Raw genomic sequence first — 16,213 nt, 5'->3', positions numbered from 1 at the left:
GACGGGGCAAACGGAAATAAGATGGTTGAAATTACGATCGACGGCAAGACAGTGGAGGTGGCCGAGGGCAGCATGATCATGCATGCCGCCCAGAAGGTCGGCCTCTACGTGCCGCATTTCTGCTATCACAAGAAGCTGTCGATCGCGGCCAACTGCCGCATGTGTCTGGTCGACGTCGAGAAGGCCCCCAAGCCGCTGCCCGCCTGTGCCACGCCGGTCAGCAACGGCATGGTGGTCCATACCGCTTCCGAGAAGGCCATCAACGCCCAGAAGGGCGTGATGGAGTTCCTGCTGATCAACCACCCGCTGGATTGCCCGATCTGCGACCAGGGCGGCGAGTGCCAGCTGCAGGACCTGGCGGTGGGCTACGGCGGCTCGTCCTCGCGCTACAGCGAGGAAAAGCGCGTCGTCTTCCACAAAAACCTGGGCCCGCTGGTGTCGGCCGAGGAAATGGCCCGCTGCATCCAGTGCACCCGCTGCGTGCGCTTCGGCCAGGAGATCGCCGGCGTGATGGAACTCGGCATGATCAACCGTGGCGAGCATTCCGAGATCACCACCTTCGTGGGCCGTGCGGTCGAGTCCGAGCTGTCGGGCAACATGATCGACATCTGCCCGGTGGGCGCGCTCACGTCCAAGCCGTTCCGCTACAGCGCCCGTACCTGGGAGCTGGCCCGCCGCAAGTCGGTCAGCCCGCATGACAGCATCGGCGCCAACCTGATCGTCCAGGTCAAGAACGACCGCGTCATGCGCGTCGTGCCGTTCGAGAACGAAGCCGTCAACGAGTGCTGGATCAGCGACCGCGACCGCTTCTCGTACGAAGGCCTGAACAGCGAGGACCGCCTGGCCGCCCCGATGGTGCGCGGCGCCGACGGCCTGTGGAAGGAAGTGGAGTGGGCCGAGGCGCTGGACGCCGTCGCGGCCGGGCTGCAATCGGTCAAGAACAGCTACGGCGCCGGCCAGATCGGCGCGCTGGCGGCCCAATACGCCACGACCGAGGAATTCGCGCTGCTGGCCCGCCTGGTGCGGGCCCTGGGTTCCGACAACATCGATTTCCGCCTGCGCCAGACCGATACCGGCTTCGATGCCGCGCGCGGCGGCGCCCCGTGGCTGGGCATGGCCCTGGCCGACGTCGGCGCGCTGGACCGCGTGCTGGTGGTCGGCTCGTTCCTGCGCAAGGACCATCCCCTGCTGGCGCAGCGCCTGCGCCAGGCCGCCAAGTCCGGCACGCAGGTCATCCTGGTCGACGTGGCGGCCGACGATCCGCTGATGCCCGTGGCCGAGCGCGTCACGGTCGCCCCGGCGGCGCTGCCCTCCGTGCTGGCCGAGATCGCCGTGGCGCTGGCCCAGGCCAAGGAAGCGGCCGTCGCGCCCGAACTGGCCGGCGTGCAGCCGGGCGAAGCGGCCCGCCGCATCGCCGAGCTGCTGGCTTCCGGCGAAAACACGGCCGTGCTGCTGGGCAACCTGGCGGCGCAGCATCCCCAGGCCTCGACGCTGGCGGCCAACGCGCAACTGATCGCGCAGGCCACCGGCGCCCGCCTGGGCTTCACCACCGAAGGCGGCAACACGGTGGGCGGCTACCTGGCCGAGGCCGTGCCGGTGCGCGGCGGCAAGACCGCGGCGCAGATGTTCGCCGAACCGCTCAAGGCCCATATCGTGGTGCATGCCGAGCCGGCGCTGGACGCGGCCGACGGCGTGGCCGCGCTGCGCGCGCTGCGCGCCGCCCAATTCAACGTCGCCCTGACCTCGTACCGCTCCGCCGCCGAGGACTGGGCCCATGTGATGCTGCCCATCGCGCCGTTCACCGAGACCTCGGGCACCTTCGTCAATGCCGAGGGCAGGGCGCAGAGCTTCAAGGGCACGGTCCGTCCGCTGGGTCAGACGCGTCCGGGCTGGAAGGTACTGCGCGTGCTGGGCAACGCGCTGGAGCTGCCCGGCTTCGACGACGAGACCTCCGAATCCGTGCGCGACGCGGTGCTGGCGGGCGAAATCGCGCCGCGCCTGTCGAACGCCATCGGCGCCAAGCCGGGCGTGGGCGTCGCGGTCCAGGGCCTGCAGCGCGTGGCCGACGTGCCGCTGTTCGCCAGCGACGCCATTACGCGCCGCGCCGCGGCGCTGCAATCGACCCCGGCCGCCGACGCGCCCGAGGCCCGGGCCAGCGCCGCCACCGTGGCGCACCTGGGGCTGGCCGACGGCGACCGCGTGCGGGTGAAGTCGGCGACCGGCTCGGTCGAACTCTTTCTTTCCGTGGATGACGCCGTGCCCGCAGGCGCCGTGCGCATCGCCGCCGCCCATGTCTCGACCTTCGCGCTCGGCGGCGCATTCGAACAACTCAGCGTGGAGCGTGCCTGATGCAGTGGATCGACGTCATTCAGGCTCAAGGAACGGAGCTGATCGGCCCGGCAGCCTGGTCGGTGGTGTGGAACATCGTCAAGATCGTCTGCATCGCGGTGCCCATCATCCTGTGCGTGGCCTACCTCACGTACTGGGAACGCAAGATGATCGGCTGGATGCACGTCCGCCTGGGCCCCAACCGCGTGGGCCCGAAGGGCTTGCTGCAGCCCTTCGCCGACGTGCTCAAGCTGCTGACCAAGGAAGTGATCGTTCCCAGCAACGCCAACAAGGTGCTCTACATCGTGGCGCCCGCGGTGGTGCTGATGCCCGCGCTGGCCGCCTGGGCGGTGGTGCCGTTCGGCCCCGAGGTGGTGCTGGCCAACGTCAACGCCGGCCTGCTCTACATCATGGCCATCACCTCGCTGGGCGTCTATGGCGTGATCATCGCCGGCTGGGCCTCGAACTCGAAGTACGCCTTCCTGGGCGCGCTGCGCGCCTCGGCGCAGATGGTGTCCTATGAGCTGGCCATCGGCTTCGTGCTGGTGACGGTGCTGCTGGTGTCCGGCAGCCTGAACATGAGCGAGATCGTCCTGAAGCAGGCCGACGGCCGCTTCGCCGGCATGGGGCTGACCTTCCTGTCGTGGAACTGGCTGCCGCTCCTGCCGCTGTTCGTGATCTACGTCATCTCGGCCGTGGCGGAAACCAACCGCCACCCCTTCGACGTGGTCGAAGGCGAGTCGGAAATCGTTGCCGGCCACATGGTGGAATACTCCGGCATGACCTTCGCCCTGTTCTTCCTGGGCGAATACGCCAACATGATCCTGCTGTCGGCGCTGGCCTCGATCATGTTCCTGGGAGGCTGGCTGCCTCCGGTCGACGTGGCCCCGCTGACCTGGGTGCCGGGCTGGATCTGGCTGGCGCTCAAGACGTTCTTCGTGGTCTCGTTGTTCATCTGGTTCCGTGCGTCTTTCCCGCGCTACCGCTACGACCAGATCATGCGCCTGGGCTGGAAGGTCTTCATCCCGCTGACGCTGGTCTGGCTGCTCGTGGTGGCGGTCTGGATGCAGACGCCCTGGAACATCTGGAAGTAACGCCCGCCCTGTGCGAGCCCAAGAATAGGCAGGACTGAATCATGCAAGCGATCAAGGAATTCTTCGGCAGCCTGATGCTGACCGAACTCCTCAAGGGATTGCGCCTGACGGGGCGGTACATGTTCGCCCGCAAGATCACGGTGCAGTACCCCGAGGAAAAAACCCCGATGTCCCCGCGCTTCCGCGGCCTGCATGCCTTGCGCCGCTACCCCAACGGGGAAGAGCGGTGCATCGCCTGCAAGCTGTGCGAGGCGGTCTGTCCGGCGGTGGCGATCACGATCGAATCCGAGGTGCGCGAGGACGGCACGCGCCGCACCAACCGCTACGACATCGACCTGACCAAGTGCATCTTCTGCGGCTTCTGCGAGGAGAGCTGCCCGGTTGACTCCATCGTCGAGACGCACATCCACGAATATCACGGCGAACAGCGGGGCGACCTGTATTTCACCAAGGAAATGCTGCTGGCGGTCGGCGACCGCTATGAAGCCGAGATCGCGCAGAACCGTGCGCAGGACGCGAAATACCGGTAAACGAAACCCACACCATGACCGCCATACTGTTCTATATATTCGCCGCGATCCTTGTCGTGGCCGCCTGCCGGGTCATCGTCGCGCGCAGCCCCGTCACCGCCGTCATGCACCTGGTGCTGTCGTTCTTCACGGCCTCCATGATCTGGATGCTGCTGAAGGCGGAGTTCCTCGCCATCCTGCTGGTGCTCGTGTACGTGGGCGCGGTGATGGTGCTGTTCCTGTTCGTCGTGATGATGCTGGACATCGACAGCGCCAAGCTGCGCCAGGGCTTCAAGACCTACCTGCCGCTCGGCATCGTGGTGGGCGCCATCATGGTCGGGGAAATGGCCTTCGTGCTGGCCAACGCCTACTGGGACCCCAGCGTGCCGCAGGCGCCGGCCGACTTCAACAACACGCGCGCCATCGGCGTGGCGATGTATACGGAATACATCTACGCCGTCGAGATCGCCGCCGTGATCCTGCTGGTGGGCATGATCGCCGCCATCGCGCTCACGCTGCGCCGCCGCTCCGACGTCAAGGTGAACCGGCCGTCCGAGCAGATCCGCGTGCGGCGCCAGGACCGCGTCCGCCTGGTATCGATTCCGTCGCAAACCGAAAATTCCCGGGAAGGCGAGGGCGCCCAGGCGCCTGCCGCCACCGAACCCAAGGGAAGCCAACCATGACCCTGACCCTAGGCCACTTCCTCGTGCTGGGCGCGATCCTGTTCGCGATCAGCATCGTCGGCATCTTCCTCAACCGCAAGAACATCATCGTGCTGCTGATGGCGATCGAACTGATGCTGCTGGCGGTGAACATGAATTTCGTCGCCTTCTCCAGCTGGATGGGCGATCTGAGCGGGCAGGTGTTCGTGTTCTTCATCCTGACCGTGGCGGCCGCCGAGTCCGCCATCGGGCTGGCGATCCTGGTTGTATTGTTCCGCAACCTGAACACGATCAATGTTGATGAACTTGACCGGCTGAAGGGCTGACGGTCCGGGCTACGAGAAAATCAAGACATGTCGGTACCTAAGCTCTATCTCCTCATCGCTTTCGCCCCGCTGGTCGGGTCCGCCATCGCCGGCCTGTTCGGCACCGGCTTCCTGGGACGCTGGGTCGGCCGCGCCGGCGCGCACTGGGTCACGATCCTGGGCGTGCTGGTCTCGGCCATCGGCTCGGCATTCGTGCTGCAGGATGTCCTGGCGGGCAACACCTTCAACGGCACGCTCTACACCTGGAGCGCGATCGGCGGCATCAAGCTGGAAATCGGCTTCATGATCGACACGCTGTCGGCCATGATGATGGTGGTGGTCACCTCGGTGTCGCTGATGGTGCACATCTACACCATCGGCTACATGAAGGACGATCCCGGCTACCAGCGGTTCTTCGCCTACATCTCGCTGTTCACCTTCTCGATGCTGATGCTGGTCATGTCCAACAACATGCTCCAGCTCTTCTTCGGGTGGGAGGCCGTGGGCCTGGTGTCCTACCTGCTGATCGGCTTCTGGTACACCCGTCCCACCGCGATCTTCGCCAACATGAAGGCCTTCCTGGTCAACCGGGTCGGGGATTTCGGCTTCGTGCTGGGCATCGGCCTGCTGTTCGCCTACGCCGGTTCGATGAACTACACCGAGGTGTTCTCGCAGTCGGACAAGCTGGCCGGCCTGACCTTCCCGGGCACCGACTGGATGCTGTTGAGCGTGGCCTGCATCGCGCTGTTCGTGGGCGCCATGGGCAAGTCGGCGCAGTTCCCGCTGCACGTCTGGCTGCCCGACTCGATGGAAGGCCCGACCCCGATCTCCGCGCTGATCCACGCCGCCACCATGGTGACGGCGGGCATCTTCATGGTGGCGCGTTTCTCGCCGCTGTTCGAGCTGTCGCCCACCGCGCTGTCGTTCATCATCGTCATCGGCGCGATCACCGCGCTGTTCATGGGTTTCCTGGGCATCATCCAGAACGACATCAAGCGCGTGGTGGCCTATTCCACGCTGTCGCAGCTGGGCTACATGACCGTGGCGCTGGGCGCCTCGGCCTACTCGGTGGCGATCTTCCACCTGATGACCCACGCCTTCTTCAAGGCGCTGCTGTTCCTGGCGGCGGGTTCGGTCATCATCGGCATGCACCATGACCAGGACATCCGCAACATGGGCGGCCTGCGCAAGTACATGCCCATTACCTGGATCACCTTCCTGCTGGGTTCGCTGGCGCTGATCGGCACGCCGTTCTTCGCCGGCTTCTACTCGAAGGAAAACATCATCGAGGCAGCCAAGCTGTCCCACGTCTGGGGCTCGGGCTTCGCCTACTTCGCGGTGCTGGCCGGCGTGTTCGTGACGGCGTTCTACTCGTTCCGCCTGTACTTCCTGGTCTTCCACGGCAAGGAGCGCTTCGACACCTCGGGCGCGCACGGGCATGGACACGACGACCACGCCCACGACAGCCACGGCCATGACGACCACGGCCACGACGACCACCACCATGGCGGCGTGCCGCACGAGTCGCCCGCGGTAGTGACGGTGCCGCTGGTGCTGCTGGCCATCCCGTCAGTGATCATCGGCGCGATCGCGGTCGGCCCCATGCTGTTCGGCGATTTCTTCAAGGGCGTGATCTTCAATTCGCCCGACCGTCCGGTCATGGAGCACCTGGCCGAGGACTTCCACGGCTGGGTGGCCTACGGGCTGCATGCCTTCAGCACCGTGCCGTTCTGGCTGATGCTGGCCGGCGTGGTCCTGGCGTGGTTCTTCTACATGGTCAAGCCGTCCATTCCCGCCGCCATCAAGGCTCGCGCAGGCTGGCTGTACAACCTGCTCGACAACAAGTACTACATGGACAAGATCAACGAAGCCGTGTTCGCGCGCGGTGCCCGCGCACTGGGCGGCGGCTTCTGGAAGGTGGGCGACAAGTCCCTGATCGACGGCCTCCTGGTCAACGGCAGCGCCCGTCTGGTCGGCTGGTTCGCCGGGGTGGTCCGCCACCTGCAGTCGGGCTACATCTATCACTACGCCTTCGCCATGATCATCGGCATCATGGCCCTGGTGACCTTCTTCGTCCTGCTGAACAATTGATGGCAAGCGATATGGCTCAAACTTCTTTTCCGTGGCTCTCGCTTGCGATCTTCACCCCGATCGTGTTCGGCATCCTGGTGCTGGCGGTGGGGCGTGACAGCAATCCCACCGTCGCCCGCGTGCTGGCGCTGATCGGCGCGATCGCCGGCCTCCTGGTCACGCTGCCCCTGTACACCGGCTTCGACGCCTCGACGGCGCAGATGCAGTTCGTCGAGAAAGCCACCTGGATCGCCGAGTACGGCGTCTCCTATTCCCTGGGCGTGGATGGCATCTCGCTGTGGTTCGTCCTGCTGACGGCCTTCATCACCATCATCGTGGTGCTGGCCGGCTGGGAAGTCATCACCAGCCGCGTCGCCCAGTACATGGGCGCCTTCCTGATCCTGTCGGGCCTGATGATAGGTGTGTTCGCGGCGCTGGACGGCCTTTTGTTCTATGTGTTCTTCGAGGCCACGCTGATCCCGATGTACATCATCATCGGCGTGTGGGGTGGCCCCAACCGGGTCTACGCGGCGTTCAAGTTCTTCCTGTATACGCTGCTGGGCTCGCTGCTGACGCTGGTCGCCTTCATCTACCTGTGGCATTCGGCCGGCGGCACGTTCGACATCCTGACCTGGCACAAGCTGCCGCTGGGCCAGACCGAGCAGATCCTGGTCTTCCTGGCCTTCCTGATGGCTTTCGCCGTGAAGGTGCCGATGTGGCCGGTCCACACCTGGCTGCCCGACGCCCACGTCGAGGCGCCCACGGGTGGTTCGGTGGTGCTGGCCGCCATCATGCTGAAACTGGGCGCCTACGGCTTCCTGCGGCTGTCGCTGCCCATCGTGCCCGATGCCGCGCATAGCCTGTCGGGCCTGATGGTCGCGCTGTCGCTGATCGCCGTCATCTACATCGGCCTGGTGGCGCTGGTGCAGGACGACATGAAGAAGCTGGTCGCGTATTCGTCCGTGGCGCACATGGGCTTCGTGACCCTGGGCTTCTTCATCTTCAATACCGCGGGCGTCGAAGGCGCCATCGTGCAGATGATCTCGCACGGTTTCGTGTCGGGCGCGATGTTCTTCTGCATAGGCGTGCTGTACGACCGCGTGCATTCGCGCCGCATCGCCGACTACGGCGGCGTGGTCAACACCATGCCCAAGTTCGCCACGTTCTTCGTGCTGTTCTCGATGGCCAACAGCGGCCTGCCGGCCACCAGCGGCTTCGTGGGCGAGTTCTTCGTCATCATGGGCTCGGTCGAGTACAACTTCTGGATCGGCCTCCTGGCCGCCACCGCCCTGATCCTGGGCGCCGCGTACTCGCTGTGGATGGTCAAGCGCGTCGTGTTCGGCGACATCACCCACCAGCACGTGCGCGAGCTGACCGACGTCAATGCCCGCGAGTTCTTCATCCTGGGCGTGATGGCCATCGCCGTGCTGTACATGGGCGTCCATCCCGCGCCCTTCACCGACGTGATGCACGTCTCGGTCGACGCGCTGCTCAAGCATGTCGCCATTTCGAAACTGTAAGACGCCGGACGTTACGCAATGGAATTCGCCAATCTGAACCTGTCTCTCGTCGCGCCGGAGATCACGCTGCTGGTGTTGACGTCCGTCATCCTGCTGATCGACCTGTTCGTCAAGGATGAAGGCCGCGCGGTGACGCACATCCTGTCCCTGGCCACGCTGGTGGTGCTGACCTGGATGAGCCTGTCGGACCTGGCCTCGGGCGTGCAGGGCGCGGCCTTCGACGGCATGTACGTGACCGACAGCCTGGCCCACGTGCTCAAGGTGTTCTCGTACATCGCGGTGGGCGTGACGCTGATCTACGGCAAGGGTTACGCCAAGGACCGCGGCATGCTGCGCGGCGGCGAGCTGTATGTGCTGTCGCTGCTGGCGCTGCTGGGCCAGATGGTCATGATCTCGGCCGGCAACATGCTGACGATCTACCTCGGCCTGGAGCTGATGTCGCTGTCGTTCTACGCGCTGGTCGCGCTGCGCCGCGAGCACACCGTGTCAACCGAGGCGGCCATGAAGTATTTCGTGCTGGGCGCGCTGGCCTCGGGCCTGCTGCTGTACGGCATGTCCATGATCTACGGCGCCACCGGCACGCTGAACCTGGCCGGCATCGCCCGCGCCACCTCCGGCGCCACCGACAACCACATGATCCTGGTCTTCGGGCTGGTGTTCCTGGTAGCGGGCCTGGCCTTCAAGCTCGGCGTCGTGCCGTTCCACATGTGGGTGCCCGACGTCTACCAGGGCGCGCCCACGGCCGTGACGCTGCTGCTGGGCGGCGCGCCCAAGCTGGCCGCCTTCGCCATCGTGCTGCGCCTGCTGGTCGACGGCCTGTTCGGCCTGGCGGCCGACTGGCAGCCCATGCTGGCCATCATGGCCGTGCTGTCGCTGGCCATCGGCAACCTGGCCGCCATCATGCAGTCCAACATCAAGCGCATGCTGGCTTATTCGACCATCTCGCACATGGGCTTCGTGCTGCTGGGCCTGATGTCCGGCGTGGTCGAGGGCAGCGCCTTCAACGCCCAGAACGCCTACACGTCGGCCATGTTCTACGTGGTCGTCTACGTGCTGACCACGCTCAGCTCGTTCGGCGTGCTGATGCTGCTGTCGCGCTCGGGCTTCGAGTGCGAGAACGTCGACGACCTGAAGGGCCTGAACCGCCGCAACCCGTGGTTCGCCGGCGTGATGCTGGTGCAGATGTTCTCGCTCACGGGCATTCCGCCCACGGTCGGTTTCTACGCCAAGCTGGCGGTGCTGCAGTCGCTGATCCAGACCAACCACGTCGTGCTGGCCGTGGTGGCCGTGCTGTTCTCGCTGATCGGCGCCTTCTACTACCTGCGGGTGGTGAAGGTCGTGTACTTCGACGATCCGGTCGACCAGGCCCCGCTGCAGGGTTCGGCGGGCTTCCGTACCGTGCTGTCGGTCAACGGCGTGCTGCTGCTGGTCCTGGGCGTGTTCCCCGCGCCGCTGGTCGCCCTGTGCGCCCAGGCCATCTCCAGCTCGCTCGCGCTCTGAGCCTCTCTTCCGGCAGCGGCGTGATCGCGCCGCTGCCGTTCCGACCGGGTTTGTCGTGACAGGAACCCCGCCTTGAAACAGACCCTCGCCATCTACGTCCTGATCCTGCTGGCCCTGGTGACCGCCAACCTGCCGTTCCTGTCGGAACGCGTGTTCGGCGCCGTGACCTTCCGCCGGGACGGCGCGCGCGCCCGCAAGCCGTTCTGGCTGCGGCTGGCCGAGGTGCTGGTGCTGTATCTGGTGGTCGGCGCCATCGGCCTGGGATTCGAGGCCAGCCTGGGCAACGTGTTTCCCCAGGGCTGGCAGTTCTACGCCATTACCCTGACGCTGTACCTCGTGTTGGCCTACCCGGGTTTCGTGTACCGTTATCTTTTCAAACGGACTGCCCGATGAGCGACGATCGAGCCCTGGAAGAACTGGCGCGCAGCTCGGACCGGCTGCGCGAGGAACCGCTGACCAGCGAGCCGGTGTTCCGCGGCAAGCTGCTGGACGTGCGCCGCGATACCGTCCGGCTGCCGGGCGGGGCCACGGCCACGCGCGAATACATCATGCATCCGGGCGCGTCCATGATCGTGCCCCTGCTGCCGGACGGGCAGGTGGTGCTGGTGCGGCAGTATCGCTATCCCATGCACCGGGCCTTCATCGAGTTTCCCGCCGGCAAGATCGACCCCGGCGAGGCGCCGCTGGCCACCGCCCAGCGGGAGCTGCTGGAGGAAACGGGCTACCGGGCCAGCAAGTGGACCGAGCTCACCACCATCCACAACGCCATTGCCTACGCCAACGAGCGCATCGTGCTGTTCCTGGCCGAGGGCCTGGAGCGGGGCGAGCAGAAGCTGGACGAGCACGAATTCCTGGAAGTATTCACCGCCCCGCTGGAGGACCTGATGACCTGGATCCGCCAGGGCGAGGTCACCGACGTCAAGACGGTGATCGGCGCGTTCTTCGTCTCTTCTTCTACGCGCTGACGTCCGGATAGAGGCCGTGCGCCCGGCCGTACAGGCGGGCCAGGCCGAACAGGGCATCGATGCTGGGCGTGGGAACGCCTACTTTCTGCCCCAGTTCGCGCACCACGGCCACGATGGCGTCCAGCTCCAGCGGACGGCCGGCTTGCGCATCCTGCAGCATGGAACTCTTGAAGGCGCCCAGCTTGCGCGTGACGGCGTGGCGGTCCTCGGCGCTCTGGTCGATGGCGCAGCCCAGCTCGCGGCCGATGCGCGCCGCTTCGTCCATGGCATCGGAGCAGAACCGGCGCACCAGCGGGTCGTCCAGGATGCGGTCGACCGTGGCGCCGGTGATGGCCGAGACCGGGTTCATGGTCATGTTGCCCCACAGCTTGTACCAGATGTCATGGCGGATGGTCCGCGAGGCCGTGGCGTCGAAGCCCGCCTGCGCGAGCAGGGCGACGATGCGCTCGACCCGATCCGAGGCCGAGCCGTCCGGTTCGCCGATGATCAGCCCGCCGCCCATGTGATGCTGGACGACTCCCGGTTCCGGCGTCGAGGTGCTGGCGTGGACCACGCATCCGACCACGCGCGCGGCGGGGATGCCGCGCGCAATCCGGCCATCGGGGTCGATGGTCGCCAGGCTGGCCTGCTCCGGCGGCAGGATACCGTGCGCGAACCACCACGGCACGCCGTTCATGGCTGGCAGCACGGCGGTGTCCGGGCCCAGCAGCGGCGCGAGACCGTCCGCCACGGCGGGCAGGGCAGGGCCTTTGACCGCGATCACCACCAGGTCCTGCCGGCCCAGGGCTTCGGCGCGGTCGCTGGCCATGGCCGGCGCCTGGAGAAGCCCGCCGTCCTGCCGCAGCCGCCAGCCGTGCGACTGCAGTGCCGCAAGCGTGGCGCCGCGGGCCAGGGCGCTGACCGCGCAGGCGCCGGTGGCGGCCAGGCGGGCGCCGATGAAACCGCCGATGGCGCCGGCGCCGACGATGCAGACCCTCATGCCCGTTCCCCGCGTCATTCCAGCGTGACGTTGGCCTTCTGGATCAGCCCCTGGTAGGTCTTGGACTTGGCCGCGACCTGGCGATGGATCTCGTCGGGCGACCAGCTGATGGTCTGGAAGGCGAAGGTGTCCAGGCGCTTCTTGATCTCGGGATCGGCCACGACCTTGGCGACGTCGGCGTTGATCTTGTCGCGGATGGCGGCCGGGAGGCCCTTGGGCGCCAGCAGCACGACGAAGGAATTGACGTCCAGACTGGCGGGCCCGCCGCTTTCGGCCACGGTGGGCACGTCGGGCATCTGCGGGATGCGCTTGGGCGCCGCGACCGCGATGTAGCGCAGCTTGCCGGCCTGGTAAGGGCCCTGGCTGGAGGCGATGGTGGCCATGCTCCAGTTCACTTCCTGGGTGCTGACGGCCGCGTACAACTGCCCGACTTCCTTGTAGGGCACGTGCTGCATGCTGACGTGGGCTTCGTTCTCCAGGGCGATGCCGCCCAGGTGGCCGGGGCTGCCTATGCCCCAGGACCCGTAGGTGACCTGGCCGGGCTTGGCCTTGGCGGCCGCGACCAGGTCGGACACGGATTTCCACGGCGACTGGGCCGAGACGGAAACCAGGAAGGGAGTGATGAACAGGGTGGCGACGGGGTCGAAGACCTTGTCCGGATCGTACTGGCGGCTCTTGTACAGATGGGGCAGGGCGGCGAGCTGTTCGCTGTCGAGCTGCAGCAGCGAGTAGCCGTCGGGTGCCGAGCGCTTGAAGGAGTCGATGGCGACGAAGCCCGCGCCACCGGGCCGGTTCTCGACCACGACGCGCTGGCCCCAGGCCTTGCCCAGGCGGTCGGCCACCAGGCGCAGCACGGTGTCGGGGCCGCTGCCGACGGAGAAGGAGGTGACCAGGGTGACGGGTTTGGAAGGGTAGGCGTCGGCGGCGTGGGCCGTGAGAGGGAGCGCGGCGCCGGCAAGCATTGCGGCGGCCGCACATTGTGCGAGGAAGGCGCGGCGCGCCAACGGGGCGCGGAGGCGGTGGGGCATGGTTGGTCTCCTCATGGTTTTTCTGTTGCCCGCTAAGAATAGTGCCCGTCCCGCAGCGCGTCAAAACAGCCGTGGGCACGGCGCTTGCCGCGCGTCATCCTGGTTCAACAGGAGGTGCATCATGACGATGAAGCTGGAAGCGGGGCAGTGCTGCCCGATTATGTCCTGCCCGACCATACGAAGACGCCCCGCGCGCTGTCGGCGCTGCAGGGCGACGATCCCATGCTGCTGGTGCTGATCCGCGGATTCTTCTGCCCGAAGGACCGCGAGCAGTTGAAGGCGTTGACGCGGTTCCATCCGCAACTGGTGGTGGGCAACTGCCGGCTGGTGGTGGTGACCATTGACGATTGGCATACGACCAACAATCTGCGCCAGCAGTTGGGGGCGCATTATCCGTTCTTGTACGACGAGCAGAGGCGGGTGCGGGACGAGCTGGACATCCTGGAGTACACGGATACGCAGCATGAACCGATGATCCCGCATACCTTGCTGCTGGCGCCGGGGCTGAAGATACGCAAGATCTGGAACGGCTACTACTACTGGGGGCGCCCGTCGGTCGCGGAGTTGCATGGGGAGTTGCGGGCGCTGACGCGCGAGATGCGTCCGGATTGGGACTTGCGGGACCCGCAGGTGCGGGAGCGGTGGCGGCGGGGTGAGAAGAAGGCTTTCTATCCCTACGGGACGAAGTCCATGGAGGAGGTGCTTAGGGAGATGGCGGGGGCGGTGGATCAGTATGCGGGGGATGCATCCAGGAAGGATGCTTGAGACGGCCGCATCCGGCCCGCGCGGGGAGCGGTGCCCCCGCCCGGGGTCGGATGTGCCCGGGTTAGCGGGCCTGCGCCTTCTTCTTGGCGCGGTACGCGTGCAGCAGCGGTTCGGTGTAGCCGTTGGGCTGGCTGCGGCCTTCGAAGACCAGGGCCGAGGCGGCCTGGAAGGCCAGCGAGCTTTCCTCGTTGCCGGACATGGGTTCGTACAGCGGATCGCTGGCGTTCTGCTGGTCGACCACCTTGGCCATGCGCTTGAGCACGTCGCGGACCTGGGCTTCGTTGGTGATGCCATGGCGCAGCCAGTTGGCGATGTGCTGGCTGGAGATGCGCAGGGTGGCGCGGTCTTCCATCAGGCCGACGTTGTGGATGTCGGGCACCTTGGAGCAGCCCACGCCCTGGTCGATCCAGCGCACGACGTAGCCCAGGATGCCCTGGGCGTTGTTCTCGAGTTCCTGCTGGATGTCGGCGGGCGACCAGGCGGCGGGGTTGCCGACGGGGACGGTCAGCAGGCCCTGCAGGAGTTCCTGGCTGACGGTGCTCAGCCTGGTCTTTTCCAGTTCCTGCTGGACCGCCTGCACATCCACCTGGTGGTAGTGCATGGCGTGCAGGGTGGCGGCGGTGGGCGAGGGGACCCAGGCGGTGTTGGCGCCGGCCTTGGGGTGGGCGATCTTCTGTTCCAGCATGGCTGCCATCAGGTCGGGCATGGCCCACATACCCTTGCCGATCTGGGCGCGGCCGCGCAGGCCGGCATCCAGGCCGATCAGCACGTTGCTGCGTTCGTAGGCGGCGATCCAGGCCGAGGCTTTCATGTCGCCCTTGCGCAGCATGGGGCCGGCTTCCATGGCGGTGTGGATCTCGTCGCCCGTACGGTCCAGGAAGCCGGTGTTGATGAAGGCCACGCGGGGGCTGGCGGCGGCGATGCAGGCCTTGAGGTTGACGCTGGTGCGGCGCTCCTCGTCCATGATGCCCATCTTCATCGCATGGCGCGGCAGGCCCAGCAGGTCTTCGACGCGGTCGAACAGTTCGCTGGCGAAGGCGACTTCGGCCGGGCCGTGCATCTTGGGCTTGACGACGTAGAACGAGCCCTTGCGCGAGTTGCGGCGGATCTTCAGGTCGGGCAGCGAGGCTAGCGTGGCCACCACGGCGTCCAGGATGCCTTCCGGGATCTCGTTGCCGTCCCGGTCGAGCACGGCGGGGTTGGTCATCAGGTGGCCGACGTGGCGCACGAACATCAGCGAGCGGCCGTGCAGCGTCAGCGACGAGCCGTCGGCGGCGGTGTAGTCGCGGTCGGCGTTCAGGCGGCGGGTGAAGGTCTTGCCGTTCTTGGTGACTTCCTCGGTCAGGTCGCCCTTGTTCAGGCCCAGCCAGTTGCGGTAGATCTTGACCTTGTCGTCGGTGTCGACCGCGGCGACGGAGTCTTCGCAGTCCATGATGGTGGTGATGGCCGATTCCAGCACGACGTCCTTGACGCCGGCGGTGTCGGTGGCGCCGATCTGGCTGGCGCGGTCGACCTGGATCTCGAAGTACAGGCCGTTGTTCTTGAGCAGGATGGCCGAGGGGGCCTGCGCCTGGCCCTGGTGGCCGATGAATTGCTCCGGCCGGCGCAGGCCGGTCTCGCCCTGCCCGAGCGCGACCACGAGCTTGCCGTCGCGCACCGAGTAGCCGGCGGCATCGCCATGCGAGCCCTGCGCCAGCGGCGCGGCCTGGTCGAGGAAGGCGCGGGCGCGGGCGATGACGGCCTGGCCGCGCACGGGGTTGTAGCCGGCGCCGCGTTCGGCGCCGCCGGTCTCGGGCAGGGCGTCGGTGCCGTACAGGGCATCGTACAGGCTGCCCCAGCGCGCGTTGGCGGCGTTCAGGGCGTAGCGCTGGTTGGAGACCGGCACCACGAGCTGCGGGCCGGCCTGTTCGGCGATCTCGGTGTCGACGTTGTCGGTGGTGACGCGCACCTGCTCGGGCTGGGGCAGCAGGTAGCCGATGCTCTCCAGGAAGGCGCGATAGGCCGCCTGGTCGTTGACGGGACCGGGATGGGCGCGGTGCCAGCCGTCGATCTCGGCCTGCAGGCGGTCGCGTTCGGCCAGCAGCGCGCGGTTCTTCGGCGCGAGGTCGTGCACGATCCGCGAGAAGCCTTGCCAGAAGCGATCGCTGTCGAGGCCCGTGCCGGGCAGGGCTTCCTGTTCGATGAAGCGGTCGAGTTCGTTCGCCACTTGCAGGCCGTGGCGATGGGTGCGTTCCGTCATGGGGGTTCTCCTGGCTATGCCTGATGGTGCTGGCGGCCCCCGCGGGCCGCGCCAATGGGATGTATCGATGATAAACGCAGGCGCCGGGCGCAGGGCCCGGGATACCGTGCGCCGGAGTCACAATTGCTTTGCGTGGGGAGAGGGAATGCGAGGGGGCGGAGCGCGCGGGGCGAGACAGATGCCGGCCGAGCAGGCATAATTCGATGTAATTGATATCGATTCTCTTTTGCATTTCCGTCAGAGGTATTA

The 16,213-nt window shown here is 66.6% G+C and carries 14 protein-coding genes; 11 read left to right on the top strand and 3 right to left on the bottom strand.

The features are described from left to right. The first annotated feature begins 21 nt into the window (after positions 1–21). From nuoG to EV675_RS20680, 10 genes are all read left to right on the top strand, one after another. A complete protein-coding gene (gene nuoG, locus EV675_RS20725; protein WP_087839413.1) occupies positions 22–2,349 on the top strand; it encodes an NADH-quinone oxidoreductase subunit NuoG in 2,328 nt (775 codons plus the stop codon). Next, positions 2,349–3,422, top strand: coding sequence for an NADH-quinone oxidoreductase subunit NuoH (gene nuoH / locus EV675_RS20720; RefSeq protein ID WP_087839414.1), 1,074 nt, complete (start codon positions 2,349–2,351; stop codon positions 3,420–3,422). Before nuoG ends, nuoH begins: the two co-directional genes overlap by 1 nt. Before the next feature lie 41 nt (positions 3,423–3,463). Next, complete coding sequence (gene nuoI / locus EV675_RS20715) at positions 3,464–3,952, top strand: NADH-quinone oxidoreductase subunit NuoI (protein ID WP_087779241.1); 489 nt, start codon at positions 3,464–3,466, stop codon at positions 3,950–3,952. Between the two features lie 14 nt (positions 3,953–3,966). Further along, complete coding sequence (locus EV675_RS20710; RefSeq protein WP_087839415.1) at positions 3,967–4,614, top strand: NADH-quinone oxidoreductase subunit J; 648 nt, start codon at positions 3,967–3,969, stop codon at positions 4,612–4,614. Then, complete coding sequence (nuoK, locus tag EV675_RS20705) at positions 4,611–4,919, top strand: NADH-quinone oxidoreductase subunit NuoK (RefSeq protein ID WP_087779243.1); 309 nt, start codon at positions 4,611–4,613, stop codon at positions 4,917–4,919. The genes EV675_RS20710 and nuoK overlap by 4 nt, the downstream gene beginning before the upstream one ends. A gap of 27 nt (positions 4,920–4,946) precedes the next feature. Next, on the top strand, positions 4,947–6,989 hold the full coding sequence (gene nuoL / locus EV675_RS20700; RefSeq protein WP_130359380.1) for an NADH-quinone oxidoreductase subunit L: 2,043 nt from the start codon (positions 4,947–4,949) through the stop codon (positions 6,987–6,989). A gap of 11 nt (positions 6,990–7,000) precedes the next feature. After that, the gene (locus EV675_RS20695) at positions 7,001–8,488 is read left to right on the top strand and encodes an NADH-quinone oxidoreductase subunit M (protein ID WP_165404681.1); all 1,488 of its coding nucleotides are present in this window, start codon (positions 7,001–7,003) and stop codon (positions 8,486–8,488) included. Between the two features lie 18 nt (positions 8,489–8,506). Next, complete coding sequence (nuoN, locus tag EV675_RS20690; protein ID WP_087839418.1) at positions 8,507–9,988, top strand: NADH-quinone oxidoreductase subunit NuoN; 1,482 nt, start codon at positions 8,507–8,509, stop codon at positions 9,986–9,988. 72 nt (positions 9,989–10,060) lie between these two features. Next, positions 10,061–10,381, top strand: coding sequence for a DUF2818 family protein (locus EV675_RS20685; RefSeq protein ID WP_130359376.1), 321 nt, complete (start codon positions 10,061–10,063; stop codon positions 10,379–10,381). After that, positions 10,378–10,953 (top strand): NUDIX domain-containing protein, encoded by a 576-nt coding sequence (locus EV675_RS20680; protein WP_087839420.1) that lies wholly within the window; start codon positions 10,378–10,380, stop codon positions 10,951–10,953. The genes EV675_RS20685 and EV675_RS20680 overlap by 4 nt, the downstream gene beginning before the upstream one ends. Here EV675_RS20680 and EV675_RS20675 read toward each other — a convergent pair. Together EV675_RS20675 and EV675_RS20670 are read right to left on the bottom strand one after the other, a co-directional pair. Further along, positions 10,943–11,932, bottom strand: coding sequence for a 2-dehydropantoate 2-reductase (locus EV675_RS20675; RefSeq protein ID WP_130359374.1), 990 nt, complete (start codon positions 11,930–11,932; stop codon positions 10,943–10,945). The genes EV675_RS20680 and EV675_RS20675 overlap by 11 nt on opposite strands. A 14-nt stretch (positions 11,933–11,946) precedes the next feature. Continuing rightward, entirely contained in the window at positions 11,947–12,960 is a 1,014-nt protein-coding gene (locus tag EV675_RS20670) for a Bug family tripartite tricarboxylate transporter substrate binding protein (protein ID WP_423213233.1), read from the bottom strand. A gap of 84 nt (positions 12,961–13,044) precedes the next feature. On the opposite strand from EV675_RS20670, the gene EV675_RS20665 reads away from it, so the two are divergent. After that, positions 13,045–13,725 carry a peroxiredoxin-like family protein gene (locus EV675_RS20665; protein ID WP_242621517.1) on the top strand — a complete coding sequence of 227 codons (681 nt, stop codon included), beginning with the start codon at positions 13,045–13,047 and terminating at the stop codon, positions 13,723–13,725. A 61-nt stretch (positions 13,726–13,786) separates the two neighbouring features. Here EV675_RS20665 and EV675_RS20660 read toward each other — a convergent pair whose 3' ends face one another. Continuing rightward, on the bottom strand, positions 13,787–15,964 hold the full coding sequence (locus EV675_RS20660) for a malate synthase G (RefSeq protein ID WP_130359372.1): 2,178 nt from the start codon (positions 15,962–15,964) through the stop codon (positions 13,787–13,789). Positions 15,965–16,213: the final 249 nt, after the last annotated feature.

It is taken from the genome of Pigmentiphaga kullae (assembly GCF_004216695.1).
Lineage (GTDB): Bacteria > Pseudomonadota > Gammaproteobacteria > Burkholderiales > Burkholderiaceae_B > Pigmentiphaga > Pigmentiphaga kullae.
Note: the sequence above shows the minus strand (reverse complement) of the source record. Positions and strands in the feature narration are given on the sequence as shown.

Bases quoted from the DNA above. Each gene is read 5' to 3' on its own strand.
- nuoI (WP_087779241.1), top strand. From the start codon at position 3,464: ATGCAAGCGATCAAGGAATTCTTCGGCAGCCTGATGCTGACCGAACTC.
- nuoK (WP_087779243.1), top strand. From the start codon at position 4,611: ATGACCCTGACCCTAGGCCACTTCCTCGTGCTGGGCGCGATCCTGTTC.
- EV675_RS20660 (WP_130359372.1), bottom strand. From the start codon at position 15,964: ATGACGGAACGCACCCATCGCCACGGCCTGCAAGTGGCGAACGAACTC.
- EV675_RS20710 (WP_087839415.1), top strand. From the start codon at position 3,967: ATGACCGCCATACTGTTCTATATATTCGCCGCGATCCTTGTCGTGGCC.
- EV675_RS20695 (WP_165404681.1), top strand. From the start codon at position 7,001: ATGGCTCAAACTTCTTTTCCGTGGCTCTCGCTTGCGATCTTCACCCCG.
- EV675_RS20680 (WP_087839420.1), top strand. From the start codon at position 10,378: ATGAGCGACGATCGAGCCCTGGAAGAACTGGCGCGCAGCTCGGACCGG.
- nuoH (WP_087839414.1), top strand. From the start codon at position 2,349: ATGCAGTGGATCGACGTCATTCAGGCTCAAGGAACGGAGCTGATCGGC.
- EV675_RS20670 (WP_423213233.1), bottom strand. From the start codon at position 12,960: ATGCCCCACCGCCTCCGCGCCCCGTTGGCGCGCCGCGCCTTCCTCGCA.
- EV675_RS20675 (WP_130359374.1), bottom strand. From the start codon at position 11,932: ATGAGGGTCTGCATCGTCGGCGCCGGCGCCATCGGCGGTTTCATCGGC.
- nuoL (WP_130359380.1), top strand. From the start codon at position 4,947: ATGTCGGTACCTAAGCTCTATCTCCTCATCGCTTTCGCCCCGCTGGTC.
- nuoG (WP_087839413.1), top strand. From the start codon at position 22: ATGGTTGAAATTACGATCGACGGCAAGACAGTGGAGGTGGCCGAGGGC.
- nuoN (WP_087839418.1), top strand. From the start codon at position 8,507: ATGGAATTCGCCAATCTGAACCTGTCTCTCGTCGCGCCGGAGATCACG.